A 23,719-nucleotide genomic window follows, 5' to 3' on the forward strand; every position below is an offset into this window, starting at 1 on the left:
ATGAATTAACGGTTTTTGTACATCTTTTCATAGTAGTCTTGATATTCACCGGAAATAATAGTTTCCCACCATTCTTTATTATCAAGATACCACTGAATTGTCTTTTTTATACCATCGGCAAACTTAGTTTCCGGAAGCCAGCCGAGTTCGTTATGAATTTTTGTAGGATCAATAGCGTAACGCATATCATGGCCTTTTCTGTCTGCAACATAAGTGATGAGGCTTTCTGGTTTTCCAAGTTCTTTACAAATGATTTTTACAATATCGATATTTTTCATTTCGTTATGTCCACCGACATTATAAACTTCTCCGACACGTCCTTTATGGATGATTAAATCAATTGCACGACAGTGGTCTTCTACATAGAGCCAGTCTCGTACATTTTCCCCTTTTCCGTAAACAGGAAGAGGTTTGTCATTTAGCGCATTAGCGATCATAAGCGGAATCAGCTTTTCAGGAAAATGATAAGGTCCGTAATTGTTTGAGCAGCGGCTGATTGTCACAGGCAGTCCGTAAGTTCTATGATAAGCAAGAACTAATAAGTCTGCTCCTGCTTTAGAGCTACTGTATGGAGAGCTGGTATGAATCGGTGTTTCTTCTGTGAAGAAAAGATCCGGGCGGTCTAAAGGAAGATCGCCATAAACTTCATCGGTACTTACCTGATGATATCGTTTGATGCCGAATTTGCGGCAGGCATCCATAAGGACGGCAGTTCCTTTAATATTGGTATCTAAGAAAACTTCAGGATTTTCGATAGAACGATCAACATGGCTTTCAGCCGCAAAGTTTACTACCATGTCAGGATGCTCTTCCTCAAACAGTTTGTATACAGCTTCTCTGTCAGTAATGCTCTCTTTTACAAAGCGGAAGTTCGGATTATCCATTACCGGTTCTAATGTAGAGAGATTCCCTGCATAAGTCAGACAGTCTAAACAAATGATCCGGTAATCAGGATATTTGTTTAACATATGAAAAATAAAGTTGCTTCCAATAAATCCGGCGCCGCCGGTTACAATAATAGTCATAAATAAATACTCCTTTTAAATTGCCATTTTCTCATGTTTTTCGGGTCCCAAAGTCAAATACCTTATCGTGCAAGCATGAACGGAGTTTTAACCTTTTGACCCTGGTATCATATAAATATATCAGATGTGAGATGACTCCCACTCCTGCAATCCTGCCGAGGCATTCTTGAATTAATATAAATTTTCCTGATATTTTCCATCTAAAACATCTTTTAAATACTGACCGTATTCATTCTTTTTTAATACCTCATAAACTTTGAGAACTTCATCTTTAGAAATCCAACCATTTAAATAAGCGATTTCTTCAAGACAGGCAATCTTACGATGCTGATGCTGCTCCATTGTTTTTACAAAGTTTGTAGCATCAACAAGACTTTCATGTGTTCCCGTATCAAGCCAGGTAAATCCCTGTCCTAAAAGTTCAACATTTAATGAGTGATTTTCTAAATAAATACGATTTAAATCTGTAATTTCTAATTCACCTCTGGCACTTGGTTTCAGATTCTTTGCATATTCTACAACACGATTGTCATAGAAATACAGGCCAGTCACACAGTAATTACTCTTTGGATGTTCCGGTTTTTCTTCAATAGAAACAGCCTTTCCATTACGGTCAAATTCAACAATACCGAAACGTTCCGGATCATCAACATAATAACCAAAAACAGTTGCCCCATTACCTTGTTCTGCATTTTTAACAGCGGCACAAAGACGCTTTTTTAAACCATGTCCGGCAAAAATATTATCACCGAGAACCATAGCTACAGTATCATTTCCAATAAACTCCTCTCCGATAATAAATGCCTGTGCCAGTCCATCAGGGCTTGGCTGTACAGCATAAGACAGATTTACTCCGAACTGACTTCCGTCTTTTAACAATTCTTTAAAACGAGGAGTATCCTGTGGTGTGGAAATAATTAAGATATCCCGAATACCCGCATTCATTAAAACAGACATCGGATAATAAATCATCGGCTTATCATAAATAGGAAGTAATTGTTTAGAAGTTACCATGGTAAGAGGATAGAGGCGTGTGCCAGAACCTCCTGCTAAAATAATACCTTTCATTATACATTCTCCTTCTCTTGTGTCATAACGATACCATAATTATAAAAGATGCCCTAAGGGCACCTTCAAGTGTTTTTTTTTGCTATTTGATTCATTAGAGGAAAACAGACGAAAAAAGAAATCATATCATATCCCATCTGCTCTGTAGTCGCTGTGGTTAAGATGCTCATCCGCATCCTAATCACGCTCCGAAGCCGCATCTGGGATATGATATGATTTCTTTTTTCTGTGTTTTGGTTCCAAAAGGAATGAATTCAATAGTTTTTGAGGAGAGAATGAGGAGAGGTCAGGAGTCTGCTACTTACTCTCTTCGCTATGCTGAAGCTTTTTTCAAGTTTCACTGATGATAAGATGATACTGCAATTTATCGCTGTACATGATACATTTTCCGAGTAAGCAGTAGTCTTCTGACCTCTCCCCCTTATCCCTCCCAAAGACTATTGAATTCATTCCTTCTGAAGCCAACACACAGAAAATAAAAAGAATAGACTATAGCAAATGTAATGTGAGAGCAAGTAAAAATGCCGAACAGGCATTTTCTACGCAGTGATATCTTTACATTTGCTATAGTCTATTCTTTTTATTTTCGTCTGTTTTCTCTCAATGAATTAAATAGTAATAAAAATCCCGGCGTCTTTTGTAATAGTGAAGCCATCTTCTGTTTTTTTTCTTACATAATTTCGAAATTCTTTGTAGTGGTCAATGATATACTGGTTTTGATTGCCATGGCAGGACAGAACGTAAGATATTAAGGTTTCCGGTTCTGTAACATGGAGGGAGTCCTCATAGGATAACCATTTTATATTTTGAAAATACGGAGCAAGAAGATCTGCACCGTTTTCTTTTCCAAAACGTTCAAAAAGCCGGTCTGCTGAAAGAACAATGCGGTCATCGAATTCTGAGACAAGCTCATTGATTTCTTTCATGTGAGCTGCGCCGTAGGTACTGCATACAAAAGTACCGCCTGTTTTTAGTACGCGGGAAATTTCTTCAAAAACAGAGGTGAGATTTTTGCAGTAAAATAAAATATGATTGGCAATGACAAGATCAAAGCTGTTATCAGGATATGGAATCCGCTCGCAGTCAAAAACCTGGAAATCAAAGCGGGATGTTTTTACATTTGCATGAATGGCACGCCGGGTATCACGAAGCATTCCTTCTGAAATATCTGAAAGAACGACATGGAGCTGTTTTGGAATTTTTTCTTTATTTTCAAGCCATAAAGAACCATCACCGCAGCCAATCTCAAGAACGGTCGAATGTTCTGCCATGTGGCATTGATCAAAGATCCAGGGAAACCAGCCTTGTGTGTTCGTGCTGTATTTATTATGAAGCTGAATACGTGCGGAAATATTGGATGCATTCTGATACTGGTTTTTCATACTTTTTTCCATACCGGTAAGATGAATCAGCTTAAGCATCTGACTCCAGTTTACACTGTGTTCTTCTTCAATTGCTTTGGAGGTATCCTGAATCGCACGTTCTACCAGCTGGAGCTGCTCTATTTTATCCTGAACAAGTTTTCTTTGTAATTTCAAAGCATCTGCCATAAAATGATAGTCAGAATCGTTGATCGTCATTTCCCGGATATCATCAAGTGAAAATCCCAGATATTTTAATAGAAGAATCTGCTGCAGGCGGGCAAAATCTTCATCGGAATAGAAGCGCGCCCCATAAGGAGTCAGATAAGAAGGCTTTAAAATATTGTGGGCATCATAATACCGTAAGGTTTTCTTTGTGATATGAGCCGTTTTTGCAAATTCTCCGGATGAATAAAAACCATCTTTTTTCATAACTAGCATCTCCTCAGTTTGGTGTGTTTTTAAAAGTATATCATGAGATATTTTGTCCTGCAATGTGTGGAATCTATGCTTTGTTTATCTTTTTACCGGGGTATTCCTGAAAGTTATGGTTAAAGGCATTAGAAACTGCTATAATTAAAAAAGTATCAGTGTATTATTTTTGAAGAGCATTCAAACATTCAAAGTATTAAAAATTCTACTTATCATTCCTTCTGTTTTGTGATAGAATAAAAAACTATGCGTAAAAATTTTAGACAAAATAAAAGGAGAGTTAAAAATGAATTCAGAGAATGCATTTAAAAAACTTGGACAGAAACTTATGAATGGCGAGATCACACCGGAAGAACATGTAAAAGAATATAATAAGCTTTTAAGAGAGATGGCAGAGAAATATGATTCTCAATGGCGTCCACATGAACATATCTAACATATAGGTATTCTTGGAGTTTTTTTGTGAAACGAAATACTAAAATCAAGTATTAAAATCAAGTACAAAAAGATTCTGAGAGTACCTATGTAGACAGGGGAGGTTTCTGTAGGAAATATCTTATAGAGAAATTTGAATATGAAAAAAATTTTATTGGAAAAACTTTTAGAAAAATGCAGAGAACAAACTTATCAAAAACAGTATGAGTACATTATGAATCTACTGGAGGAACAGAAGATTAAGCCGGTGAAGGCTTCCAGATTGAATGGAAAGAGTCCGGCTCTTTATCGTGAGTACTGGGTATTGGAAGAAAAGAAGGACTATAGCACTTATATTGAAGAATTAAGATATGAGATTGTTCCGGATATTTCTGTAGATTATTATTTAAGACATTTAGAAAGTTATGAAGCAGACAGGACAAGGGTGCTTGAGTTAAATCAATATTTGAAAAATAAAAAAAAGACACTTCAGTTTAAAGTATCGGTAAATGAACGCAGTTTTGAAATCTGGGGACAGGAGAAGTTCTTATCTAGAGGACAGGGAAAGCGTATTTTGAATCGGTGTGGACTGGAGCTGTCTTTTTTTAATATTTACGAGACGACAGAACCGCTTGCATATTATTCACTTACAAGAAATATTCCGCAGAATTTGTTAATATTAGAAAATAAAGATACTTTTTTTAGTATGCGTCGTCATCTTTTGGAAGGAAATGAGGAGATACTTGGAATAAAGATTGATACGTTGATTTATGGAGCTGGAAAGGGGATTTTTCGAAGCTTTGAAGATTTTGACTTGTGTGTGGAACCTTATATGCAGGCGGAAGGAAACCAAATATTTTATTTTGGAGATCTGGACTATGAAGGTATTGGAATTTATGAGAATTTAGCTGAGCTTTTTAATGAAGAGTGGAAAATCATTCCGTTTATGGCCGGATATGAGAAGATGTTAGATAAAGCTGTGAAGGCTGTCAGTATTCCAGAGACGAAAGAGAGGCAAAATAGAAATATAAAAAATATTTTCTTTTCTTATTTTTCAACAGAACGAATAAAGCAGATGAAAGAAATTTTGGAAAAGGGAAGATATGTTCCACAGGAAATTTTAAATATTTCAGATTTTTAGTTAGATGGAGAAAAAATATGCAGTATGAATTTTTGAAGAATTTCCCCCGGAGAATGAAAAATGTAGGTTTGTATGCAGTCATTGTTCAAAACAGTGTTCAGAAATTATCGTGGAAACAGTATGGATTTACAAAGTTCGATGAGCAGATAAATCTTTTATTTATCGTATTACTTTATATTATGGAACAATCGTTAAAAGAAGAAAAGTGTACGATGGATGATATAGCAACATATATAGATACGATTAATGTGCAGTATATGCAGAAAGATATTTCATATGAGCAATGCAGGAAGCTGGGGGATTTTATTGTAAATACAGTGTTGTCTAATGAGGGGCGGCCTATATATTTTGATGGATATCATTTTGAAAAAAATGCATATGAAAAAATGCAGATCAGTTATGTAGCAAATAAAATTGTTTATATAGAAAACGAAGTGAGAAGAACATCATATTATCTGACGGATGATGGATATAATCTGCTTTTATCAACTTTGGAAATAGAAGACAATATGAAGTTTAATATTCATGAAATTATTTTTCGGCTTCATCTGGAAAAGCAGAGTTATGATAAGGCAGTGGATGATATAAAAAACGTATTTAATCTAATGCGGATACAGTTTCAGAAAGTTCAGGAAGCCATGAGGCAGATCCGAAGAAATGCGTTAAATTATTCTGTAAAAGATTATGAAGAAATTTTATTAGGAAATTTAAATACGATTACAGATACAAAAAAGAAGTTTCAAAGTTATAGAGAGATGATTCAGATGCGTGTGAAAGATTTAGAGGAGGAAAATATTAATATACGCAAGTTAGATAAAAAAGAGAAGCAGGATTTAAATAATCTTAAGATTATTGAGAAATATCTGACAAGAGTTCTTGACGAGCATCAAAAGATTTTAAATAGTCATTTTGATTTGAAAATATTGTATACAGAGGAACTGGAACGCTTATCACAAGCAAGATTAATACAACGTTTTTCGATACGAAAAGATTTTTATGATAAGGTATTGCAAAAACCAGCTTCATTAGAAAATATGGATATGTTTTTCCGACCCCTTTTCAATAAAAAACCAGAGAAAATTTATAATTTGAACAAAGCATTTTCTTATGAGAAATCTGTCGGTATATCAGAGGATAAAGATATAGAGGAGGAACTGGATTTTGATGAGGAAGCTTTTCAAAAAGAAAAAGAAGAAAAACTGCGAAAGAAGTTGTTAGTCTATGAGAAAAGTCTTCGATATCTGCTTGAAAGAGCATCGGTTACAGGGAAGATTTCTCTAGGAGAGTTAAAAGAAAGGATAGAAGCTTACCCGGAAGAAAAAGAGATTTTTATACCGAATGTAGATGTGTTTAAAGAAATTATGGTGGAACTGATCCGCAACCGTATTATTGATATTGCTGCATTGAAAAAAGAAAAAAGTGAATATATTCAGGAACAGCCGGGAGGATTTCAGCTTAATGAAATGCTTTTAAAATTGGTAGAAGAGATTCCTGAAAATAGTAAGATAAGATTGATTAAAGCAGAGCGGTTAGAAGAGGAAGAGGCGATTGTTTTTTTAGGGATAAGAGATGAGAAGAACCAATACAGATCCATACGATGTTCAAATGTTTTGATATATATAGAGTGTTGATCTGTACGGGATAACAGCGCAAAATAGGAGTAGGAACAATGGCATACACAATAGAAGATATTAAAAAGAGTCAAGAAATATTTTATTATCTTTTAGAGCATCATGAGCTTCGGGAAGAAGAGGAGCAGATATTATATAAGGCATACACAGAGGAAGAAAATGTCCAGAATATTGTAAAGTCACAGGGAGAAACCGCTTCTTGTGATATTGAGCGGTATGGAAACATTATTTACCTGATTCCAAGGGAAAATAATAATTTTCTTGGATATTCCAAAGCGGAATTAAAAAAAGAATTATGTAAATCGGCAGGAACAAACAAAGATTATTATTTATCACAGTTTACAATCCTGACTTTGTTATCGGAATTTTTTGATGGGGAGGGAGACAGCAGCAGAGCAAGAGAATATATTCGTTCTGGTGAGCTGATGAATATTTTATCAGAACGTTTAAGAGAAGGCGCTGCTTACGAAGAGGAACATAAAGAAGATAATGATGAAGAAATCGATACGGCAGGAATTTCCTTTTTGGATCTGTGGCATGCATATGAAGCATTGAAATCAGATGATCGGGGATCTCATGCTAAGACAACAAAAGAAGGGTTTATTTATAATATACTTCTTTTTTTACAGAAGCAGGGTTTGATCGAATATGTGGAAAGGGATGAGATGATAAAGACAACAAGAAAACTGGATAGTTTTATGGATTGGAATCTTTTGAATCAGAATAATTATCGTAGAGTGAAAAATGTACTGGGGGTAATTGAAAATGAGCAAAATTAATGCAGTTCGGTTTATTAACCTCAATTATAATAATAATGCTATAAAAATTAATGATGAATGTATGCAATTTAATGGAAAGAGTACGCTTCTTTCATTAAGAAATGGTGGCGGTAAAACGGTTCTTGTTCAGATGATGACAGCACCATTTGTTCACAGAGGAAAGCAAAAAACGAAGGATAGACCTTTTGAGAGTTATTTTACGACAGCAAAGCCTTCTTTTATTCTTGTTGAGTGGCTGCTTGACGGAGGAGCCGGCTATGTTCTTACAGGGCTGATGATTCGAAAAAATCAGGAGATAAGCGAAGAAAAGACAGATGCACTTGAAATAACGGCTATAATCAGTGAATACAAAGAGCCTTGTATGTATGACATTTATCATTTGCCGGTGGTAGAGAAGAATGAAAACACAATGAAATTAAAAAGTTATCATTCCTGTAAAAAACTTTTTGAAGAGTATAAAAGAGATAGGAAAAATGCATTTTTTTGTTACGATATGAGTAGTCCGGCACAGTCGAGACAATACTTTTACAAGCTGCAGGAGTACCAGATTAATTATAAAGAATGGGAAACGATCATAAGAAAAGTAAATGTAAAAGAGTCAGGGTTATCAGAATTATTCAGTGATTGCCGGACGGAAAAAGAACTGGTAGAAAAATGGTTTTTAGAGGCCGTTGAAAGTAAGCTGAATAAGGATGAAAATCAGATTAAAAAATTTCAGGAAATTCTTCAGAAATATGCCGGAAAATATAAAAATATTAAGGAGCAGTTAAAAAGACGGGATACGATTCAAAAATTTAAAGAAGAAGCAGTGGAAATTCAGGCAGGAGCAGAAGATTTTCTTTCCAGGGAACAGGAAAGGGAAGAGCAGGAGAAATTAATTGCTGCTTTTATAGAAGAATTAAATATACTATGTGAGAAAGCGGAAACGGAACAAAAAGCTCTGATACAGGAAAAAGAAAAACAGGAACAGGAGCTTGAACTTATAAAATACGAAGAATTATCCTGCGAATACCATGAGAAAAACAGAGAAAAAAGTAATCATGTAAGTAATCGTGAAATGATAGATTTAGAGCAGGAAAGTCTGTGTAGAAAACGTGAAAAAATACAGAAAAAAGTAAATATATTCTGTTGTGCGAAGCAGCAGGAAATGGTGGATGAAGACAGGCAGGAGTGGGAAATAAGAAAAGAAAAAGCTGCCATTGTCAGGGAACGAGAAGAAGATTTAGAGCCGGAAAGAAACAGAATTGGTGGATTACTATGCGATTATTATAGAAAACAGATAGAAGATAATAAAGAGCGGCAAATCAAGATAAGTAATCAAAAGATTCAGATTCAGGATGATGTGGCGCAGGAGAAAGATCGTTTAGAAAACTATCGGGAAGAAATAAAAAAGATTATAGAACAAAAAGGTGGCCTGCGAAGCCTGGTTAGAAATTATGACAATACGGAAATAAAGTACAATACACGTTACAAAGAAAATCTTTCAAGAAATATACTCGGAATTTATGAGCCGGGAATGCTTGAAATAAAACAGGAGACTTATGAACAGGAAGTAAAAAAATCACTTCAGGAAAATAAGAAAAAGAAAGAAAAATTACAAAATACAAATGAAGAGATTTATAAAAAAGAAAGGATGTTAGAGGAAAAAAAGGAACAGTATATTCAAAAAAACGTAGAAATAGAACAAACAATAGAAGAAAAGAACAGTTATGAACAGGAAATAGAAGAAAGAAAAGATATTCTGAAGTATCTGGAGCTGCCGCAGGAAAAACTATTTGCCAGAGAAGAAATTCTTCATAAAGCCTGGGGGAAAATAGAAGAGTTAGAGGACAGGAAAAGAAAATTAGAAAAAAAAGAAGATATTATTCGAAAGGAACATAAATTATTAGCCAGTGGACGTGTAATGGAACTTCCGGAAAATCTCAGAGAAGAATTTGAGAAGTTCGATATCCCGGTCATTTATGGAATGGAATGGCTGAAAAAGAATGGATTTGGTGAAGAAAAAAACAAAAGAATCGTCAGTAAAAATCCTTTTTTACCTTATTCACTCATATTAACACAACAAGAGTTAAAAAAGCTTTCAGAGAAAAAGGGTGAAACATATACCTCATTTCCGATACCAATCATAGAAAGAGAACATCTTGAATCTATAGAGTTAGATTTAACAAAATCTTTTGTAAAAATGAATGATATCCATTTTTATATTTTGTTTAATGAGAATCTTCTTGATGAACAAAAAATGCAGGAGATGATAGCACAGAAACAAAAAGAAGCAGAAGCAGTTAAAGAAAGTATACAAATCTGCAAACAGGAATATGAAGATTATTTTCATCGTTTTGAACAGATAAAAGGTCAGAAAATAACTGAAAAGTTATGGGAAGATATTCAGAAAAAACTGCAAAAGCTTGAAAAAGAAAAAAAGGAAAGCTATCAGGAGGTACAGCAGGAAAGAGAAAATCTTCAATCATTAAAGGAAAGTTTTGAAAAGCTGCAAAAATCGATTCAGGAAGCAGAGCGAATAATCGAACTTCAAAAAGAACGGACAAAAGAATTTGAAGAATTGAGAAAAGAATACTCTGCATACGAAAAAAATAATAAAAAACTTCAGGAATGTGAGAAAGAGGAAAAACGTTTAGAGAACCGGCAGAATCTTACGGAGGAAAAAATAAATATCCTTGAAGAAAAATATAGAGAATTTGGCACACAGGAAAACATTTTATTTAGGGAAAACGAAACACTTCAAAACACATATCAGAAATTTGCCGGATATCAGAAAGCAGGAAAAAATACAGAGACAAATTCCTTTTTGGATGAGGAAGAACTGTTTAAATTAGAAGCCAGATATGAGGCAATTACAGCGGAAATCTCACAGGAATTAAAAGATTTAGAAGCAGAGGAAGAGAAAGCACTGGCACGTTATCATAAATCCGCAGAAGAATTAGAGGAACTAAGCCAGAAATATAATTTGAAAAAGTCTGCATGGGAAAATGTTCTTTATGATAAAAAAGAAAAACTGCATCAGGAAGTAGAATTAGAAGACTGCAGCAGAAAAATAGAAATAAAAAAAGCACTGCTAACGGAAGAAGATAAAAAGATAGGAATATTGGACAGCCGTTTAGAAGATCTTTCAAAGCGGATTATATCAGAATGTGCAAAGAAAGGACCTTTAGCAGAAGAAAAAATTCGTCAGATTGATTTAAAAAGTGCGCAGAATCAGGCAATATATCAAATCAAAGAATTAGAGAAGAAAAAAGATATCCAAGATAAAAAAATGCAGAGCTACCAGGAAAATCTTACCGCACTTTCTGAATATAATAACTTCTTAGCAGGAAAAGAAATTCATTTTGAACAGGACTTTGAAAAAATGAATGCAAAAGAATTACGAGATTTTAAAGGAATCTTAATCAGAGATTATAACGATATAAATCGATATGTTCAAAAATGCAGAGAAAATCTGGCACAGATATTAAACAAAGCTGCAAGGCAGGAAGCTTTTCAAGATGCAAGCTATAAAACACCATTAGAAAATATGCTGAAAATCTGTGATGATGCAGATAAAGTTTTACAACAGCTCAATGTTACGATAGCATCCTACGACTCTTTAATGAAACAACTGGAAGTAGATATTTCGATGGTTGAATCAGAAAAGAAAAATGTCACAGAACTTTTGCAGGATTATATTCAAAATATCCATAAAAATCTTGCGCGGATAGGCAGTAACTCTACAATAAAAATCAGAGAAAAATCCTTGAAAATGTTAAAAATAACCTTGCCTGTCTGGGAAGATAACGAAAAATTATATAATCTTCGTCTCAGTGATTTTGTGGATGAAATCACTGAAGAAGGAATACACTTATTTGAAAACAATGAAAATGCGCAGGAATATATTGGAAGAAAAGTTACGAGTAAAAACTTATATGATACTGTAGTAGGGATTGGAAATGTACAGATTCAGCTTTATAAAATTGAAGAACAGAGAGAACGACAGATAAGCTGGAATCAGGTAGCAAGAAATTCAGGAGGAGAAGGATTCCTGTCGGCATTTGTTATTCTCTCAAGTCTGTTGGATTATATGAGGAAAGATGATTCTGATATATTCATGGATATGCATGAAGGAAAAGTACTCTTGATGGATAATCCATTCGCACAGACCAATGCAGAACATCTTTTAAAACCATTAATGAATCTTGCCGAAAAAACGAATACACAATTAATTTGTCTCACCGGACTGAGCGGAGAATCTATTTATAATCGATTTGATAATATTTATGTATTGAATCTTATAGAAGCGCATCTGCGGAATGGAATACAATATCTCCGTTCCGAGCATAAAAAAGGAGAAGAAAAAGAAGTAGAAACAATATTACCAACACATATAGAAATAGAACAGATGCTTTTTTAAATACTAATTTGTAGATTTCGTGTAGACGAAAAAAGAAATAATACCATATCCCATCTGCTCTGTAGTCGCTGTGTTTAAAATGCTCGTCCGCATCTTAAACACGCTCCGAAGCCGCATCTGGGATATGGTATTATTTCTTTTTTCTGACTATATAAAACTCACAGTTGGTGAGAATTGGTATTTTTGTTTAAGGAAAACATGGGGTTTCTCCAAAAGTCTATGGATTTCGTTAGAATGAATATCTCCAGAAGAGGATACTTTCTTACTCGATTGTATAAAAATTATATCAGATGTGAGATGACACCCACCTCTGTCTCCTACCTTCTGGAGAATTTTTTCTCTGGTTAACTCTCATAATCTTCTGGGCAATCCCCTTCTCTTTCCAACAGAAATAATTAATTTGCTATTTGTTATCAAAACCAGACAGCCGCTGAAACAAAATTTTATGCTGAATTGTAGGAAAGCTATGGTAAAGAAAAAAGAATTGTTATAAGTGGTGTGCATCCCGTCAAGTAGACAATTAAAAAAATATAAAATTTTTGTGTTGCCCGGTTGGATATCGGGCAACATTTTTATGCCGCCAATCGTTGCTTTTCATGAAATTCCATTGGTGTTAATACTCCAAGTCCTCTCTGTGGTCGGTCGTTTGTATAGTAATCTATATATTCTGTGATTGCCTTCACTAATTCTTCTCTGCTCTCAAATTTCTTTCCATAATACATTTCCCGTTTCAAGATTCCCCAAAAGCCTTCCATTACTCCATTATCTGTACAGTGTGCTACCCTCGACATACTCTGTATCATTCCTGCTTCTTCCAATTTCTGATGGAATCTTCGGGAGGTATACTGATATCCTCTGTCACTGTGAAAAATAGGATGGGCTTCTGGATTTGCCTTTACTGCTTTATCAAAAGTTTCAAATACCAGCGCATTATTATTACTATCCCCAATAACATATGCAACGGGCCGTCTATCACATAAGTCTAATATAGCGCTTAAATATATTTTATGAACACTGTCTAAGGTGTTTCCATATTTGAATTCCGTTACATCAGTAACCCATTTCTCATTAAGGTGTTCTGCCTTAAATTCTCTATTAAGAATGTTTTCTGCAATAAATGCTGGGTTGTTTGATGCTCTGGTACAGCCATTATACCGGCTCTTTAAGTTGGACCGGATCTGTTTTTTTCTGCAAATACGGAGGATTCTCTTATCATTTACCCGAATGTCTTCATCGTGGCGCAGCTTGTCATTTAACCTTCTATATCCCATATCTGGATGTTTTTCATGTAATTGTTCCAGTTTCTCTGCCAATTCCTCGTTAAATCTCTCGTTCGGTGTCTCTACGTGATGGAGCCATTTGTAGTAGGATGATCTGGCGATTCCACCTATTTCACATAATAACAGGATTGGATAGTTATATTTTTCGTGTTCTTCCTTGATTGCCCGATAGATATGTTCCTGGCGTATCAGGCTCAGCCTCCCCTCCTCTCTATCTCTTCTAATTTTTTTAAGAAAGATATCTCTATTTCTGCCCGTCTTTTTTCCGCACGCAGAAGTCTTACTTCTGCACGCAGTTTTTCTACTTCCGTCATTTCCTCTGGGGATTTTCTCTTTCCCCGCTTATCTTGCAGCCCATCCACCCCGTTTTCTTCATATCTTATAGTATAACTTCTGGCCTGATGATAAGAAATGTGAAATTTTTTTGCTGTTTCCGAATAGTTATGAGAATGTTTTATGCAATATTGAACGATCTCGACACGTTCTTCAAATGTAGTTTTTCTGCCTTTAGTCATGATTGGTCTACCTCCTGTTTCCTTATCATGACTATTATACTTCATAATCCATCTTCTGAGTATCTGTGCATCTGAAATTTTGTGTTTGGCACAGATATCCCGGAGAGAACCTTTTCCAGAAAGATAATCGAAAACAGCTGCTTCTTTTTGAGCAGGAGTTCGATAGGTATGACCTTTTCGAAAAAAAGCTTCCGGTCCAATTGATTGATAATTTCTAAGCCATTTATCAACGGTCGTATAATAAACTCCTATTTTTGATGCAACAGAACTGATGGATTCTTTTTTCTGAAGAATTTTTTCCATCCATTGTATTTTTTCTTCTGGAGAAATCTTATCCATAAAAAATGCCCCCTTTCAGATAAACAGTTTTATTTTTTTCAACTGTCTACCTAAAAGGAAGCATACCATAAGTATTGCATTTTGTGACTTTGCGCTATGGCATTCTGACCATAGGAACTAGGGACTCGTTTTTCCCAAGTTCCTGTTTTTCTGGGCAGAATGGAATGCTTAGCGCAACGGAACAAAATCAAACTTATAACAATTCTTTTTTTCTTTAGAAGACGAACTACAATTCAGCTCAATATCTTCTACTAAAGCGGCGTCTGTGTCCCCAGCAAATTCGTATTTCCAATTTATCTTGACAAATCTATGGATATGAATTATAGTGGTACTGAATGATACTACTTATTGATAAATTGTTGTTATTTACAGTCAAAGACAGAATGTGAGGACCTTATGGATAACGTAGAATTACTCATGAGTTTTGGCCTTACGAGACAGGAAGCTAGAGTATATATTCTTCTTTTAGGGGAAGGTGCACTTAGTGGCTATGAGGCAGCGAAGCGGCTTGGTATTTCCCGTTCGAATGCATATGCGGCACTGGCAGGTTTAGTAGATAAGGGAGCAGCTTATGTGGCAGAAGAACAGGCGGTGCAGTATCATGCGGTTTCTATTAAGGAGTTCTGTTCAAACAAGCTTCATTATATGGAAGAACTGTCAGAAACACTGGAACGCCAGATTCCGAAGCAGAAGCAGGAAGATGCGAAGTATCTTACGATACGGGGAAGAAGGCATATAGAGGATAAGTTTCGAAATATGCTTAAGGAAGTGAAAGAACGAGTATATCTCTCGGTATCTGCTTCTGTAGCAGATTTGTTTAGAGAAGAATTAGCAGAATTGACGGCACAGAATAAAAAGGTAGTTCTTTTAACTGATGAACAGTATATATTGGATGGAGCGATTATTTATTACGCAGGAAAGAGAAGTTTTGCATCTGGGCATACAGGATGTGAGGAGACTGTGGATGGGCAGATTCGTCTTATTACAGATTCAAGTTATGCACTTACCGGAGAACTCCAGGATGAAGAGACTTCTGCCTGCCTTTATTCTGCGAATCCTAATCTGGTAAAGCTGTTAAAGGATGCACTGGCGAATGAGATTAAACTCATTGAGATAGAAGGAAAAAGTAAAGATATAGATAAGGAAGGATAATAGAGATGGAAAAGAAACCATTTGTTACAAAGGAACAGTTAGAGAAAATCGTAGAGAAATATCCTACACCATTTCATTTATACGATGAAAAGGGGATTAGACAGACAGCACGCGATTTATATAAGGCATTTTCATGGAATGAAGGATTTAAAGAGTATTTTGCAGTGAAAGCAACACCTACTCCTGCAATTCTTAAGATTTTAAAGGAAGAAGGATGTGGAACAGACTGTTCTTCTTTAACAGAGTTAATGATGAGCGACCGTTGTGGATTTGCTGATGGTAATTCCATTATGTTCTCATCTAATGAAACACCGGCAGAAGAATTTATCCTTGCAAAGAAGTTAGGAGCAATTATTAACTTAGATGATATTACACATATTGATTTCTTAAAGGATGCCTGTGGTATTCCGGAAAGAATCTGCTGCCGTTACAATCCAGGCGGATATTTCTCTCTTGGAACAGACATCATGGATAACCCAGGAGATGCCAAGTATGGAATGACAAAGCCACAGATTTTTGAGGCATTTAAGCGTCTTAAGAGAGAGGGTGTAAAGGAATTTGGTATCCATTCTTTCTTAGCAAGTAACACAGTATCTAATGAATACTATCCTGCATTAGCAGCGATTTTATTTAATCTTGCAGTAGAGTTAAAAGAGAATCTTGGTGTTCATATCGGATTTATCAACTTATCAGGCGGGGTAGGAATCCCTTACACACCGGATAAAGAGCCAAACGATATTTTTGCGATCGGTGAAGGGGTTCGTAAAGCTTACGAAGAGATATTAGTTCCTGCAGGAATGGGAGATGTAAAGATCTTTACAGAACTTGGACGTTTCATGCTTGCGCCACACGGACATCTTGTAGTAAAAGCAATTCATGAGAAACATACTTATAAAGAATACATCGGTGTAGATGCCTGCGCAGCGAACCTTATGCGTCCTGCTATGTACGGTGCTTATCATCACATCACAGTTATGGGTAAGGAGAATGAACCATGTGACCATACTTATGATGTTGTTGGTTCCCTTTGTGAGAACAATGATAAATTCGCAATTGACAGAAAGCTTCCGAAGATTGATATGGGAGACTTACTCGTACTTCATGATACGGGAGCACATGGATTTGCGATGGGATATAATTATAATGGACGTTTAAAGAGTGCGGAGATTCTTTTACAGGAAGATGGAAGCACAAGAATGATCCGTCGTGCGGAGACACCGGAAGATTACTTCGCAACAATTGAGGGATTTGATTTTTAAATTCTAGTTTGCTCAGGCAAACGAGACGCCCACTGAAAGGGTTGATTAAGACAGACGAACCGTGAAAAATTCCAATATAGAAAATGGACTATCGGAGCAGCAAAAATGCTCCGCTGCATTTTTGCTGCTCCGATAGTCCATTTTCTATATTGGAATTTTTCACGGTTCTGTTTTCTTGGAAGACCTTTCAGTGGGCTGTTTTTTGGCTGGAGAAAGCTAGAATTTTCTCAGTTTGTGTGAATCTCCAAACTGGTGTAAAATAGAATTACCCAGTTTGGAGATTTATTTTATCTCAGTCGAGAAGACTCCCACCTCTTTCAGGTGGTGAGAAACAGAACGATTTGTAGGAAGCTTATAAAGAGTACAGGAAAGGATATATGATTGATGAGTGAAAAGTTACTGACTGCCAAAGAAGCGGCTGAAATATTAAAGGTAAGAAAGAATACAGTGTATGATATGATTAAGCGTGGAGATTTGAAAGCTTCAAAGCTTGGAAAACAGCTGAGAATTCGTCAGGGAGATCTGGAATTTTATATTCAGTATGGAAGTCAGGCAAAGGTTTATCAAGAGGGAAATTCAGAGCAGAAAAATAATATCGAAAAAGTTGAATTTGAAAGGAATGCGCAGAATAGAACAGAGAAAAATGTAATGGCAAATCCGGGTTCTGGTCAGACTGGCATGTGTGATCAGATTATTATCTGTGGGCAGGATATGGTTCTTGATTTATTAGCGAATCGTTTAAACCAGTGTATTGGGGAGAATGTATTTCGTTCTTATAAAGGAAGTTATAATGCATTATACGCAATGTACCAGGGAGAGGTGAATGTTGCAACAGCGCATTTATGGCATGGAAAAACGAACAGTTACAATATTCCGTACATCAGCAGTATGCTACCGGGAACCGACATTGTTGTTTTACATCTTTTAAAAAGAAAGCAGGGTTTTTATGTGCAGAAAGGAAATCCTAAAAACATCCAGTCTTTTGAGGATTTAAAAAGATCAGATATCACAATCGTGAATCGGGAACCGGGAAGTGGTGTAAGAGTTCTTATTGATGAAAAGCTGCGACAGGCAGGAATTCCTACACAGGAAGTAAATGGATATCAGGATATAGTGAGTTCTCATCTAGAAGCGGCTGCGGCAGTAAACAGAGGTGATGTGGATGTGGCGGTAGGAAGCGAGAAGCATAGTCTGTCTGTACCGGGGATAGATTTTCTTTTTATACAGGAAGAAAGTTATGATATGGTTATCCGTAAAGAAGATTTCACCAAAAAACCTTACCAGAAAATGATAGAAATCATTCGTTCTCCTGAATATCAAAAAGAAGTAGCCGGACTTGGTGGGTATAATGTAGAAAATATGGGAAAAATTATTTATTCTGATTTAATTCAGTGACCAATGATAGACTCTCTTCGCTGGCGTCAGCTTTCGGGGCATTCTTGAATTAGTAAATTAAAAATTATTAGCAATACTAAAAAATTGTTAGATTCATGTTGCATATTTATTGACAAAATATGGCACATGAAATATAATGCAAAAGAACAATACAAAACGTTACAAAACATTATAAAACGAGGAGAGAGTTATGAGAAACATGAAGTTCGTGAAGAGAATTGGTGCTGTAGCTTTGGCAGTATGTATGGTTTTATCCTGTGCAGGATGTGGAGGCGCATCGAATAAGGGAGCATCAGAAGGAACAACAGAAGTTACAACCGAAGGAGGAAAGAGCAAGATTCTTGTGGCAGCAGCGGCAAGTCTTCAGGCTACATTTGATAATGAACTGATTCCGTTGTTCGAGAAAGAGAATCCAGAAATAACGGTAGAAGGAACTTATGCAAGTTCTGGAGATTTACAGCAGCAGATTGAATCTGGGTTAGATGCCGATGTATTCTTTTCCGCAGCAACATCTAATATGGATACATTGACAGAGGAGAAACTTATCGATAAAGATACGGTAGTTGATCTGTTAAAGAATGATGTTGTGCTGATTACACCGAAAGAGTCTAAGCTGGGAATCAAGAGTTTTAAGGATATTACAAAGGCAGACACGATTGCAATTGGTGATCCGGAGAGTGTACCAGCAGGTAAATACGCAAAAGAAATTCTTACCAATCTTGGTGTTTATAATGAAGTAGAGAAGAAGGCAAGTCTTGGAGCTAGTGTAACAGAAGTGTTAAGCTGGGTAGCAGAAGGCAGTGCAGATGCAGGTATTGTATATGCAACAGATGCACAGACCGAGAATACCAATGGCGATGATAAAGAGGTAGAAGTAGTAGCAACGGCAGAAGACTCTATGATGCAGACACCGGTAGTTTATCCAGTAGGTGTCGTATCTGCTTCTGCCCATAAAGACGAAGCGAAAGCTTTTGAAGATTTCCTTCAGACAGATGAAGCGAAAGCTATTTTAGAAAAAGCAGGATTCACAATAAATAAGTAACACGTAATAAGTAATATATCATAAGTAATAAAAAGACAGGCTGGTATATATGACAATAGATTTATCACCAATTATTATATCTTTAAGGACAGCTACACTCAGTATTATTGTTACATTTTTTCTGGGAGTAGCTGCAGCCCAGCTTGTTTTCCGTCTGAAGAGTAAGACGATGAAAACAATATTAGATGGGCTATTTACCCTGCCGCTCGTGTTTCCGCCAACAGTGGCAGGATTTTTTTTACTATATATTTTCGGGATGCGAAGACCAATCGGTAAGTTTTTTATTGAATATTTTGCTGTCAAGGTTGCCTTTTCATGGGGAGCAACTGTTTTAGCTGCAGTTGTTATCTCGTTTCCGCTAATGTACCGGGCAGCAAGAGGGGCTTTTGAACAGGTAGATCCAGATGTACTTTCTGCAGGAAGGACAATTGGAATGAGTGAATGGAAGATCTTCTGGAAAGTACAGCTTCCGATTGCCTGGCCAGGAGTTATCTCCGGGGCGGTACTCGCCTTTGCCAGAGGATTAGGAGAGTTTGGGGCAACAGCAATGATTGCCGGTAATATCAAGGGAAAGACAAGAACACTGCCACTTGCGGTATATTCCGCTGTCGCATCAGGTAACATGAAGGAAGCAGGGGAGTATGTAGCGGTTCTTGTATGTATTTCCTTTATTGTAGTCATATGTATGAATTATTTTTCTATGGAGAAGAAAGGCTAGAACTATGGCATTATCTGTTCACATAAAAAAGAAGTTAAAAGATTTTGAATTAGCGGTTGACTTTGATATGGAGGAAGGAATTGTTGGATTTCTTGGTTCTTCCGGGTGTGGGAAGAGTATGACTTTAAAATGTATTGCCGGAATAGAAACACCCGATGAAGGAAGTATTGTCCTTGATGGTGAAGTGTTATTTGATAAGAAAGCAGGGATTGATCTTTCACCACAAAAACGTAAAGTCGGATATCTATTTCAAAATTATGCACTATTTCCGCATATGACAGTACGACAGAATATTGAAGCAGGACTGGAAGCATCGGGAAAGTCAAAACAGGAAAAAAAAGATATCGTAGAACGCCTTCTGGAACAGTTTCATATAAAAGAATTAGAAAATTCGTATCCGGTTCGTATTTCAGGAGGGCAGCAACAGAGGGCGGCACTGGCTCGTATGATGGCAGCAGAGCCAAAGTTTCTGTTATTAGACGAACCCTTTTCAGCATTAGATACCTATTTGAAAGAAAAATTGATGCAGGAAATGATGACCTATCTTAGTCAGTTTAAAAAAGGGGTTATCATGGTATCCCACAGTAGAGATGAAGTATATCAGATGTGTACTGACACAGCAATCATGCATCAGGGAATCTTAGAAACTGTCGGAAAAACAAAAGAGATTTTCGATAATCCGGGAACCGTCAATGCGGCAAGGCTCACAGGCTGTAAAAATATTTCTAAAGCAGACAAACTCAGTGAATCGGAAATTTATGCTTCGGAGTGGGATATAAAACTCACATTTCCAGAATACATAAAAATTCCGTCTAATCTTACCCATGTAGGAATCCGCGCACACGAAATCCGTCCAGTAAAGTTTTCAGACATAGATAATAATACATCTATAAAGTTGAATATGGTAGATTGCCAGTTGAAACGCATATCCGAAGCACCATTTGAGATGTATCTTATCTTAGAAAATAAAAGCGGAAAAAGTACGAGTCCGCTATGGTGGAAAGTCACTAAAAAAGAATGGAAAGAAATTGGAGAAACAGTACCAGAGACAGTAGAATTGCCTGTAGAAAAGGTTATACTATTACAACACTAAGGTGATTCGAAAAAATAATTCCAGCCAGAACACCACAGAGAAAATCATCGCCACCTAGTGTTAATCCAAGTCCAATTAGGTGGCAGAAGGACTGTGTAGATTCTTCCCAGTTTGAAATAGACAGAGCATGGGAAGCATTCTCAAGCTATTTCCTGGCTGCAGAAAGAAAAATAAAACTGTAGATTTAGATAGTCAGAAAAAAAGAAATAATATCCTATCCCAGATGCGGCTTCGGAGCGCGTTTAAGATGCGGACGATCATTTTAAACACAGCGACTACAGAGCAGATGGGATAGGATATTATTTCTTTTTTTTGTCTATACGAAATCTATGAATTAGTAGTTATTCCGCAATCTCTACGTTAATATTATGTCTCTTTAAGTTCTCTAATGCATCTTCTGGAATATCAGCATCGGTACAAACAGTATCAATCTCAGAGAAGGTTGTCTGAATTACAACACCCTTCTGGCTGAATTTACTGGAGTCTGCAAGAATGATCATACGATTGGCAGAGCCTTCCATATATTTCATTGTTTCTACACGCATCAGGTCATCGCAGGTAAAACCGGCATCCGGAATGAATCCGTCTGTACCTACAAAGAATTTATCTACATAGAATTCTTTTGCACATTTGCGGACAAGTGGTCCTACCATTCCCTGATATTCTTTTTGGTATTCACCACCAAGAAGAATGACTTTACGAATAGGAAGATCACGAATGCGGATAGCTATGTATGCCGAATTTGTTATAATGGTAATATCCTTTTTTAATTTTGCAAGCTGTTCTGCAAGTAAAGTACAAGTAGAACCAGATTCTAGCATGACAGTTTCGCCGTTGGAAACCATCTCAGCAGCCTTTGTGGCAATCTCGATCTTTTTGTCATAATTTATAGTTAAACGAGTATTAATATCATTGGCATTCTTAATTAAAGCGTAGCCATGTTCTCTTGATAAAAGTCCCTCTTCTTCAAGATGGTCAAGGTCTTTACGGATGGTTACCTGAGACACATCTAAAAGTTCAGCTAAACGACTCACTTCGATTTTTTGATAAAGATTTACCAATTTAATGAGTTTGGACTGACGTTCTGTCATTTGAAACACCTCTTTCTTTCTAAAAAAAGTATAACATACTACTTGGCAAAAATTCAAGGAAGAAATAGGAAAAAGAGAAAGAAAATATAGAGAAATTGTTATAAAAATATCGTTCTTGTTGTGGCTTTTCATAAATGCAGGAATGGCGAGAGGATGAAAAGGATTCTGTCTGATTCCAAGAGTATTATTTAACAGGGTATTATAAAACCCATTATAATAATGAAGAAACTCATTCAACTGGCACTGGTAGAATCGTGTATCAAGTATCGTGGGTGCTTGATTTGAAAGTATGGATTGTGAAGCTGTAATATGATAAAATATCGTGTGGAAATCTTCTTATGTATAATTTGACAGGGATTATTTTTTGATAGTATTATTATAATAAGGCATAGATTGCAATTATTGAGAAAGGGATAAGTATTATGGAATTAATTAAAGCACTGCCGGAGATTTTTGAAGATTTTGCGGAACAGAGAAAGAATTCTTTTTTAACGATGAAGGAGCTTAAGGATAAAAATGTTCCGGTTATAGGAGCATATTGTACATATTTCCCGCAGGAGATTGCGATGGCTATGGGAGCGGTTACAGTAGGACTTTGTTCTACATCTGATGAGACGATTCCAGTGGCGGAGAGAGATTTACCAAGAAATTTATGTCCTATGGTAAAGGCAAGTTATGGCTTTGCGGTATCAGATAAGTGTCCCTTCTTTTATTTTTCAGATGTGGTAGTTGGAGAGACGACCTGTGATGGAAAGAAAAAGATGTATGAACTGATGGGAGAGTTTAAAAATGTTTACGTTATGGAACTTCCAAACAGTCAGAGTGAAACGGCATTAAAGCTTTGGAAAGAAGAGATTCTTAAGTTCAAATCTTATCTGGAGCAGACTTTCAAAGTGGTGATTACAGAGGAGAACGTTCGTAAGGCAGTTCATATGATGAATGAAAATAGAATTGCGCTTAAAAATCTTTATGAAGTTATGAAAAATGACCCGGCACCGATGAATGGACAGGAATTGTTTAATGTATTATATGGAAGTCAGTTCCGTTTTGATAAAGAAAAGGTTCCAGAAGAAATCAATGCGCTTCGTGAAAAGATTATGAAAGAGTATGAAGAGAACGAAAAAATGCCGAAAAAGAAGAGGATTCTTTTAACCGGATGCCCAAGCAGCGGAGCACCTATGAAAGTTGTTAAAGCGCTTGAGGAGAATGGTGCGATTGTTGTTGCTTATGAAAATTGTGGCGGTACAAAGTCGGTTGACCGTTTAATAGATGAATCAGCAGAGGATATTTATGAGGCGATTGCGGAAAGATATCTTCAGATTGGCTGTTCTGTTATGACACCGAATAAGAATCGTTATGAATTGATCGGAAGATTAATAGAAGAATATCAGATTGATGGTGTTGTGGAAATGACATTGCAGGCATGCCACACATATAATGTGGAGGCAAAGAGTATTGAAAAGTTTGTAAAAGGAAAGGGCGTTCCGTATATTCATGTGGAGACCGATTATTCACAGGAGGATATTGGACAGCTCAATACGAGAATGACAGCATTTGTCGAAATGTTGTAAGAGGAGGAAGA

General features: G+C 36.3%; 18 protein-coding genes. 12 read left to right on the forward strand and 6 right to left on the reverse strand.

Annotation, left to right across the window (positions count from 1 at the left end; genetic code table 11):
• Positions 1-5: 5 nt before the first annotated feature.
• The 3 genes from rfbB to EHLA_RS01480 all read right to left on the reverse strand — a co-directional run bounded on the left by rfbB (position 6) and on the right by EHLA_RS01480 (position 3,886).
• Positions 6-1,025: a dTDP-glucose 4,6-dehydratase gene (rfbB, locus tag EHLA_RS01470; RefSeq protein WP_096239042.1), complete on the reverse strand. Its 1,020-nt coding sequence runs from the start codon at positions 1,023-1,025 to the stop codon at positions 6-8.
• A gap of 171 nt (positions 1,026-1,196) precedes the next feature.
• The gene (gene rfbA / locus EHLA_RS01475) at positions 1,197-2,093 is read right to left on the reverse strand and encodes a glucose-1-phosphate thymidylyltransferase RfbA (protein ID WP_021908301.1); all 897 of its coding nucleotides are present in this window, start codon (positions 2,091-2,093) and stop codon (positions 1,197-1,199) included.
• 608 nt (positions 2,094-2,701) lie between these two features.
• On the reverse strand, positions 2,702-3,886 hold the full coding sequence (locus EHLA_RS01480; protein WP_096239043.1) for a MerR family transcriptional regulator: 1,185 nt from the start codon (positions 3,884-3,886) through the stop codon (positions 2,702-2,704).
• A 286-nt stretch (positions 3,887-4,172) separates the two neighbouring features.
• Here EHLA_RS01480 and EHLA_RS16175 point away from each other — a divergent pair, with 286 nt between their 5' ends.
• The 5 genes from EHLA_RS16175 (at position 4,173) to EHLA_RS01500 (ending at position 12,253) form a co-directional block, all read left to right on the forward strand.
• Positions 4,173-4,322: a hypothetical protein gene (locus EHLA_RS16175; protein ID WP_157908533.1), complete on the forward strand. Its 150-nt coding sequence runs from the start codon at positions 4,173-4,175 to the stop codon at positions 4,320-4,322.
• 138 nt (positions 4,323-4,460) lie between these two features.
• Complete coding sequence (locus EHLA_RS01485; RefSeq protein WP_096239044.1) at positions 4,461-5,441, forward strand: DUF2220 family protein; 981 nt, start codon at positions 4,461-4,463, stop codon at positions 5,439-5,441.
• Positions 5,442-5,458: 17 nt separating this feature from the next.
• Entirely contained in the window at positions 5,459-7,072 is a 1,614-nt protein-coding gene (locus tag EHLA_RS01490; RefSeq protein ID WP_096239045.1) for a hypothetical protein, read from the forward strand.
• Between the two features lie 38 nt (positions 7,073-7,110).
• Positions 7,111-7,851 (forward strand): DUF6063 family protein, encoded by a 741-nt coding sequence (locus EHLA_RS01495; protein WP_096239046.1) that lies wholly within the window; start codon positions 7,111-7,113, stop codon positions 7,849-7,851.
• Positions 7,838-12,253 (forward strand): hypothetical protein, encoded by a 4,416-nt coding sequence (locus EHLA_RS01500; RefSeq protein ID WP_096239047.1) that lies wholly within the window; start codon positions 7,838-7,840, stop codon positions 12,251-12,253. Before EHLA_RS01495 ends, EHLA_RS01500 begins: the two co-directional genes overlap by 14 nt.
• 572 nt (positions 12,254-12,825) lie before the next feature.
• Here the strand turns inward: EHLA_RS01500 and EHLA_RS01505 are convergent.
• Together EHLA_RS01505 and EHLA_RS01510 are read right to left on the reverse strand one after the other, a co-directional pair.
• Entirely contained in the window at positions 12,826-13,773 is a 948-nt protein-coding gene (locus tag EHLA_RS01505) for an IS3 family transposase (protein ID WP_330400036.1), read from the reverse strand.
• The gene (locus EHLA_RS01510; protein ID WP_096238895.1) at positions 13,728-14,387 is read right to left on the reverse strand and encodes a helix-turn-helix domain-containing protein; all 660 of its coding nucleotides are present in this window, start codon (positions 14,385-14,387) and stop codon (positions 13,728-13,730) included. The genes EHLA_RS01505 and EHLA_RS01510 overlap by 46 nt, the downstream gene beginning before the upstream one ends.
• 396 nt (positions 14,388-14,783) lie before the next feature.
• Here EHLA_RS01510 and EHLA_RS01515 point away from each other — a divergent pair, with 396 nt between their 5' ends.
• The 6 genes from EHLA_RS01515 to EHLA_RS01540 all read left to right on the forward strand — a co-directional run bounded on the left by EHLA_RS01515 (position 14,784) and on the right by EHLA_RS01540 (position 21,046).
• Positions 14,784-15,539 (forward strand): TrmB family transcriptional regulator, encoded by a 756-nt coding sequence (locus EHLA_RS01515; RefSeq protein ID WP_096239048.1) that lies wholly within the window; start codon positions 14,784-14,786, stop codon positions 15,537-15,539.
• Positions 15,540-15,544: 5 nt separating this feature from the next.
• A complete protein-coding gene (locus EHLA_RS01520) occupies positions 15,545-16,798 on the forward strand; it encodes a diaminopimelate decarboxylase (protein WP_096239049.1) in 1,254 nt (417 codons plus the stop codon).
• Between the two features lie 384 nt (positions 16,799-17,182).
• Positions 17,183-18,193 (forward strand): substrate-binding domain-containing protein, encoded by a 1,011-nt coding sequence (locus EHLA_RS01525; RefSeq protein ID WP_242970645.1) that lies wholly within the window; start codon positions 17,183-17,185, stop codon positions 18,191-18,193.
• Positions 18,194-18,383: 190 nt separating this feature from the next.
• The gene (modA, locus tag EHLA_RS01530; protein WP_096239051.1) at positions 18,384-19,235 is read left to right on the forward strand and encodes a molybdate ABC transporter substrate-binding protein; all 852 of its coding nucleotides are present in this window, start codon (positions 18,384-18,386) and stop codon (positions 19,233-19,235) included.
• 55 nt (positions 19,236-19,290) lie between these two features.
• The gene (modB, locus tag EHLA_RS01535) at positions 19,291-19,953 is read left to right on the forward strand and encodes a molybdate ABC transporter permease subunit (protein WP_096241520.1); all 663 of its coding nucleotides are present in this window, start codon (positions 19,291-19,293) and stop codon (positions 19,951-19,953) included.
• A gap of 4 nt (positions 19,954-19,957) precedes the next feature.
• Positions 19,958-21,046, forward strand: a complete 1,089-nt coding sequence (locus EHLA_RS01540; protein WP_096239052.1) for a sulfate/molybdate ABC transporter ATP-binding protein — start codon at positions 19,958-19,960, stop codon at positions 21,044-21,046.
• A 341-nt stretch (positions 21,047-21,387) separates the two neighbouring features.
• Here EHLA_RS01540 and EHLA_RS01545 read toward each other — a convergent pair whose 3' ends face one another.
• Positions 21,388-22,137 carry a DeoR/GlpR family DNA-binding transcription regulator gene (locus EHLA_RS01545; protein WP_021907416.1) on the reverse strand — a complete coding sequence of 250 codons (750 nt, stop codon included), beginning with the start codon at positions 22,135-22,137 and terminating at the stop codon, positions 21,388-21,390.
• Between the two features lie 422 nt (positions 22,138-22,559).
• Here EHLA_RS01545 and EHLA_RS01550 point away from each other — a divergent pair, with 422 nt between their 5' ends.
• On the forward strand, positions 22,560-23,708 hold the full coding sequence (locus EHLA_RS01550) for a double-cubane-cluster-containing anaerobic reductase (protein WP_096239053.1): 1,149 nt from the start codon (positions 22,560-22,562) through the stop codon (positions 23,706-23,708).
• Positions 23,709-23,719: the final 11 nt, after the last annotated feature.

Origin of the sequence: Anaerobutyricum hallii (assembly GCF_900209925.1) — a bacterium.
Taxonomy (GTDB): Bacteria; Bacillota; Clostridia; order Lachnospirales; family Lachnospiraceae; genus Anaerobutyricum; species Anaerobutyricum soehngenii.

Excerpts from the sequence above, each read along its gene's own strand:
- rfbB (WP_096239042.1), bottom strand. The coding sequence starts at position 1,025 with ATGACTATTATTGTAACCGGCGGCGCCGGATTTATTGGAAGCAACTTT.
- rfbA (WP_021908301.1), bottom strand. The coding sequence starts at position 2,093 with ATGAAAGGTATTATTTTAGCAGGAGGTTCTGGCACACGCCTCTATCCT.
- EHLA_RS01480 (WP_096239043.1), bottom strand. The coding sequence starts at position 3,886 with ATGAAAAAAGATGGTTTTTATTCATCCGGAGAATTTGCAAAAACGGCT.
- EHLA_RS16175 (WP_157908533.1), top strand. The coding sequence starts at position 4,173 with ATGAATTCAGAGAATGCATTTAAAAAACTTGGACAGAAACTTATGAAT.
- EHLA_RS01485 (WP_096239044.1), top strand. The coding sequence starts at position 4,461 with ATGAAAAAAATTTTATTGGAAAAACTTTTAGAAAAATGCAGAGAACAA.
- EHLA_RS01490 (WP_096239045.1), top strand. The coding sequence starts at position 5,459 with ATGCAGTATGAATTTTTGAAGAATTTCCCCCGGAGAATGAAAAATGTA.
- EHLA_RS01495 (WP_096239046.1), top strand. The coding sequence starts at position 7,111 with ATGGCATACACAATAGAAGATATTAAAAAGAGTCAAGAAATATTTTAT.
- EHLA_RS01500 (WP_096239047.1), top strand. The coding sequence starts at position 7,838 with ATGAGCAAAATTAATGCAGTTCGGTTTATTAACCTCAATTATAATAAT.
- EHLA_RS01510 (WP_096238895.1), bottom strand. The coding sequence starts at position 14,387 with ATGGATAAGATTTCTCCAGAAGAAAAAATACAATGGATGGAAAAAATT.
- EHLA_RS01515 (WP_096239048.1), top strand. The coding sequence starts at position 14,784 with ATGGATAACGTAGAATTACTCATGAGTTTTGGCCTTACGAGACAGGAA.
- EHLA_RS01520 (WP_096239049.1), top strand. The coding sequence starts at position 15,545 with ATGGAAAAGAAACCATTTGTTACAAAGGAACAGTTAGAGAAAATCGTA.
- EHLA_RS01525 (WP_242970645.1), top strand. The coding sequence starts at position 17,183 with ATGAGTGAAAAGTTACTGACTGCCAAAGAAGCGGCTGAAATATTAAAG.
- modA (WP_096239051.1), top strand. The coding sequence starts at position 18,384 with ATGAGAAACATGAAGTTCGTGAAGAGAATTGGTGCTGTAGCTTTGGCA.
- EHLA_RS01540 (WP_096239052.1), top strand. The coding sequence starts at position 19,958 with ATGGCATTATCTGTTCACATAAAAAAGAAGTTAAAAGATTTTGAATTA.
- EHLA_RS01545 (WP_021907416.1), bottom strand. The coding sequence starts at position 22,137 with ATGACAGAACGTCAGTCCAAACTCATTAAATTGGTAAATCTTTATCAA.
- EHLA_RS01550 (WP_096239053.1), top strand. The coding sequence starts at position 22,560 with ATGGAATTAATTAAAGCACTGCCGGAGATTTTTGAAGATTTTGCGGAA.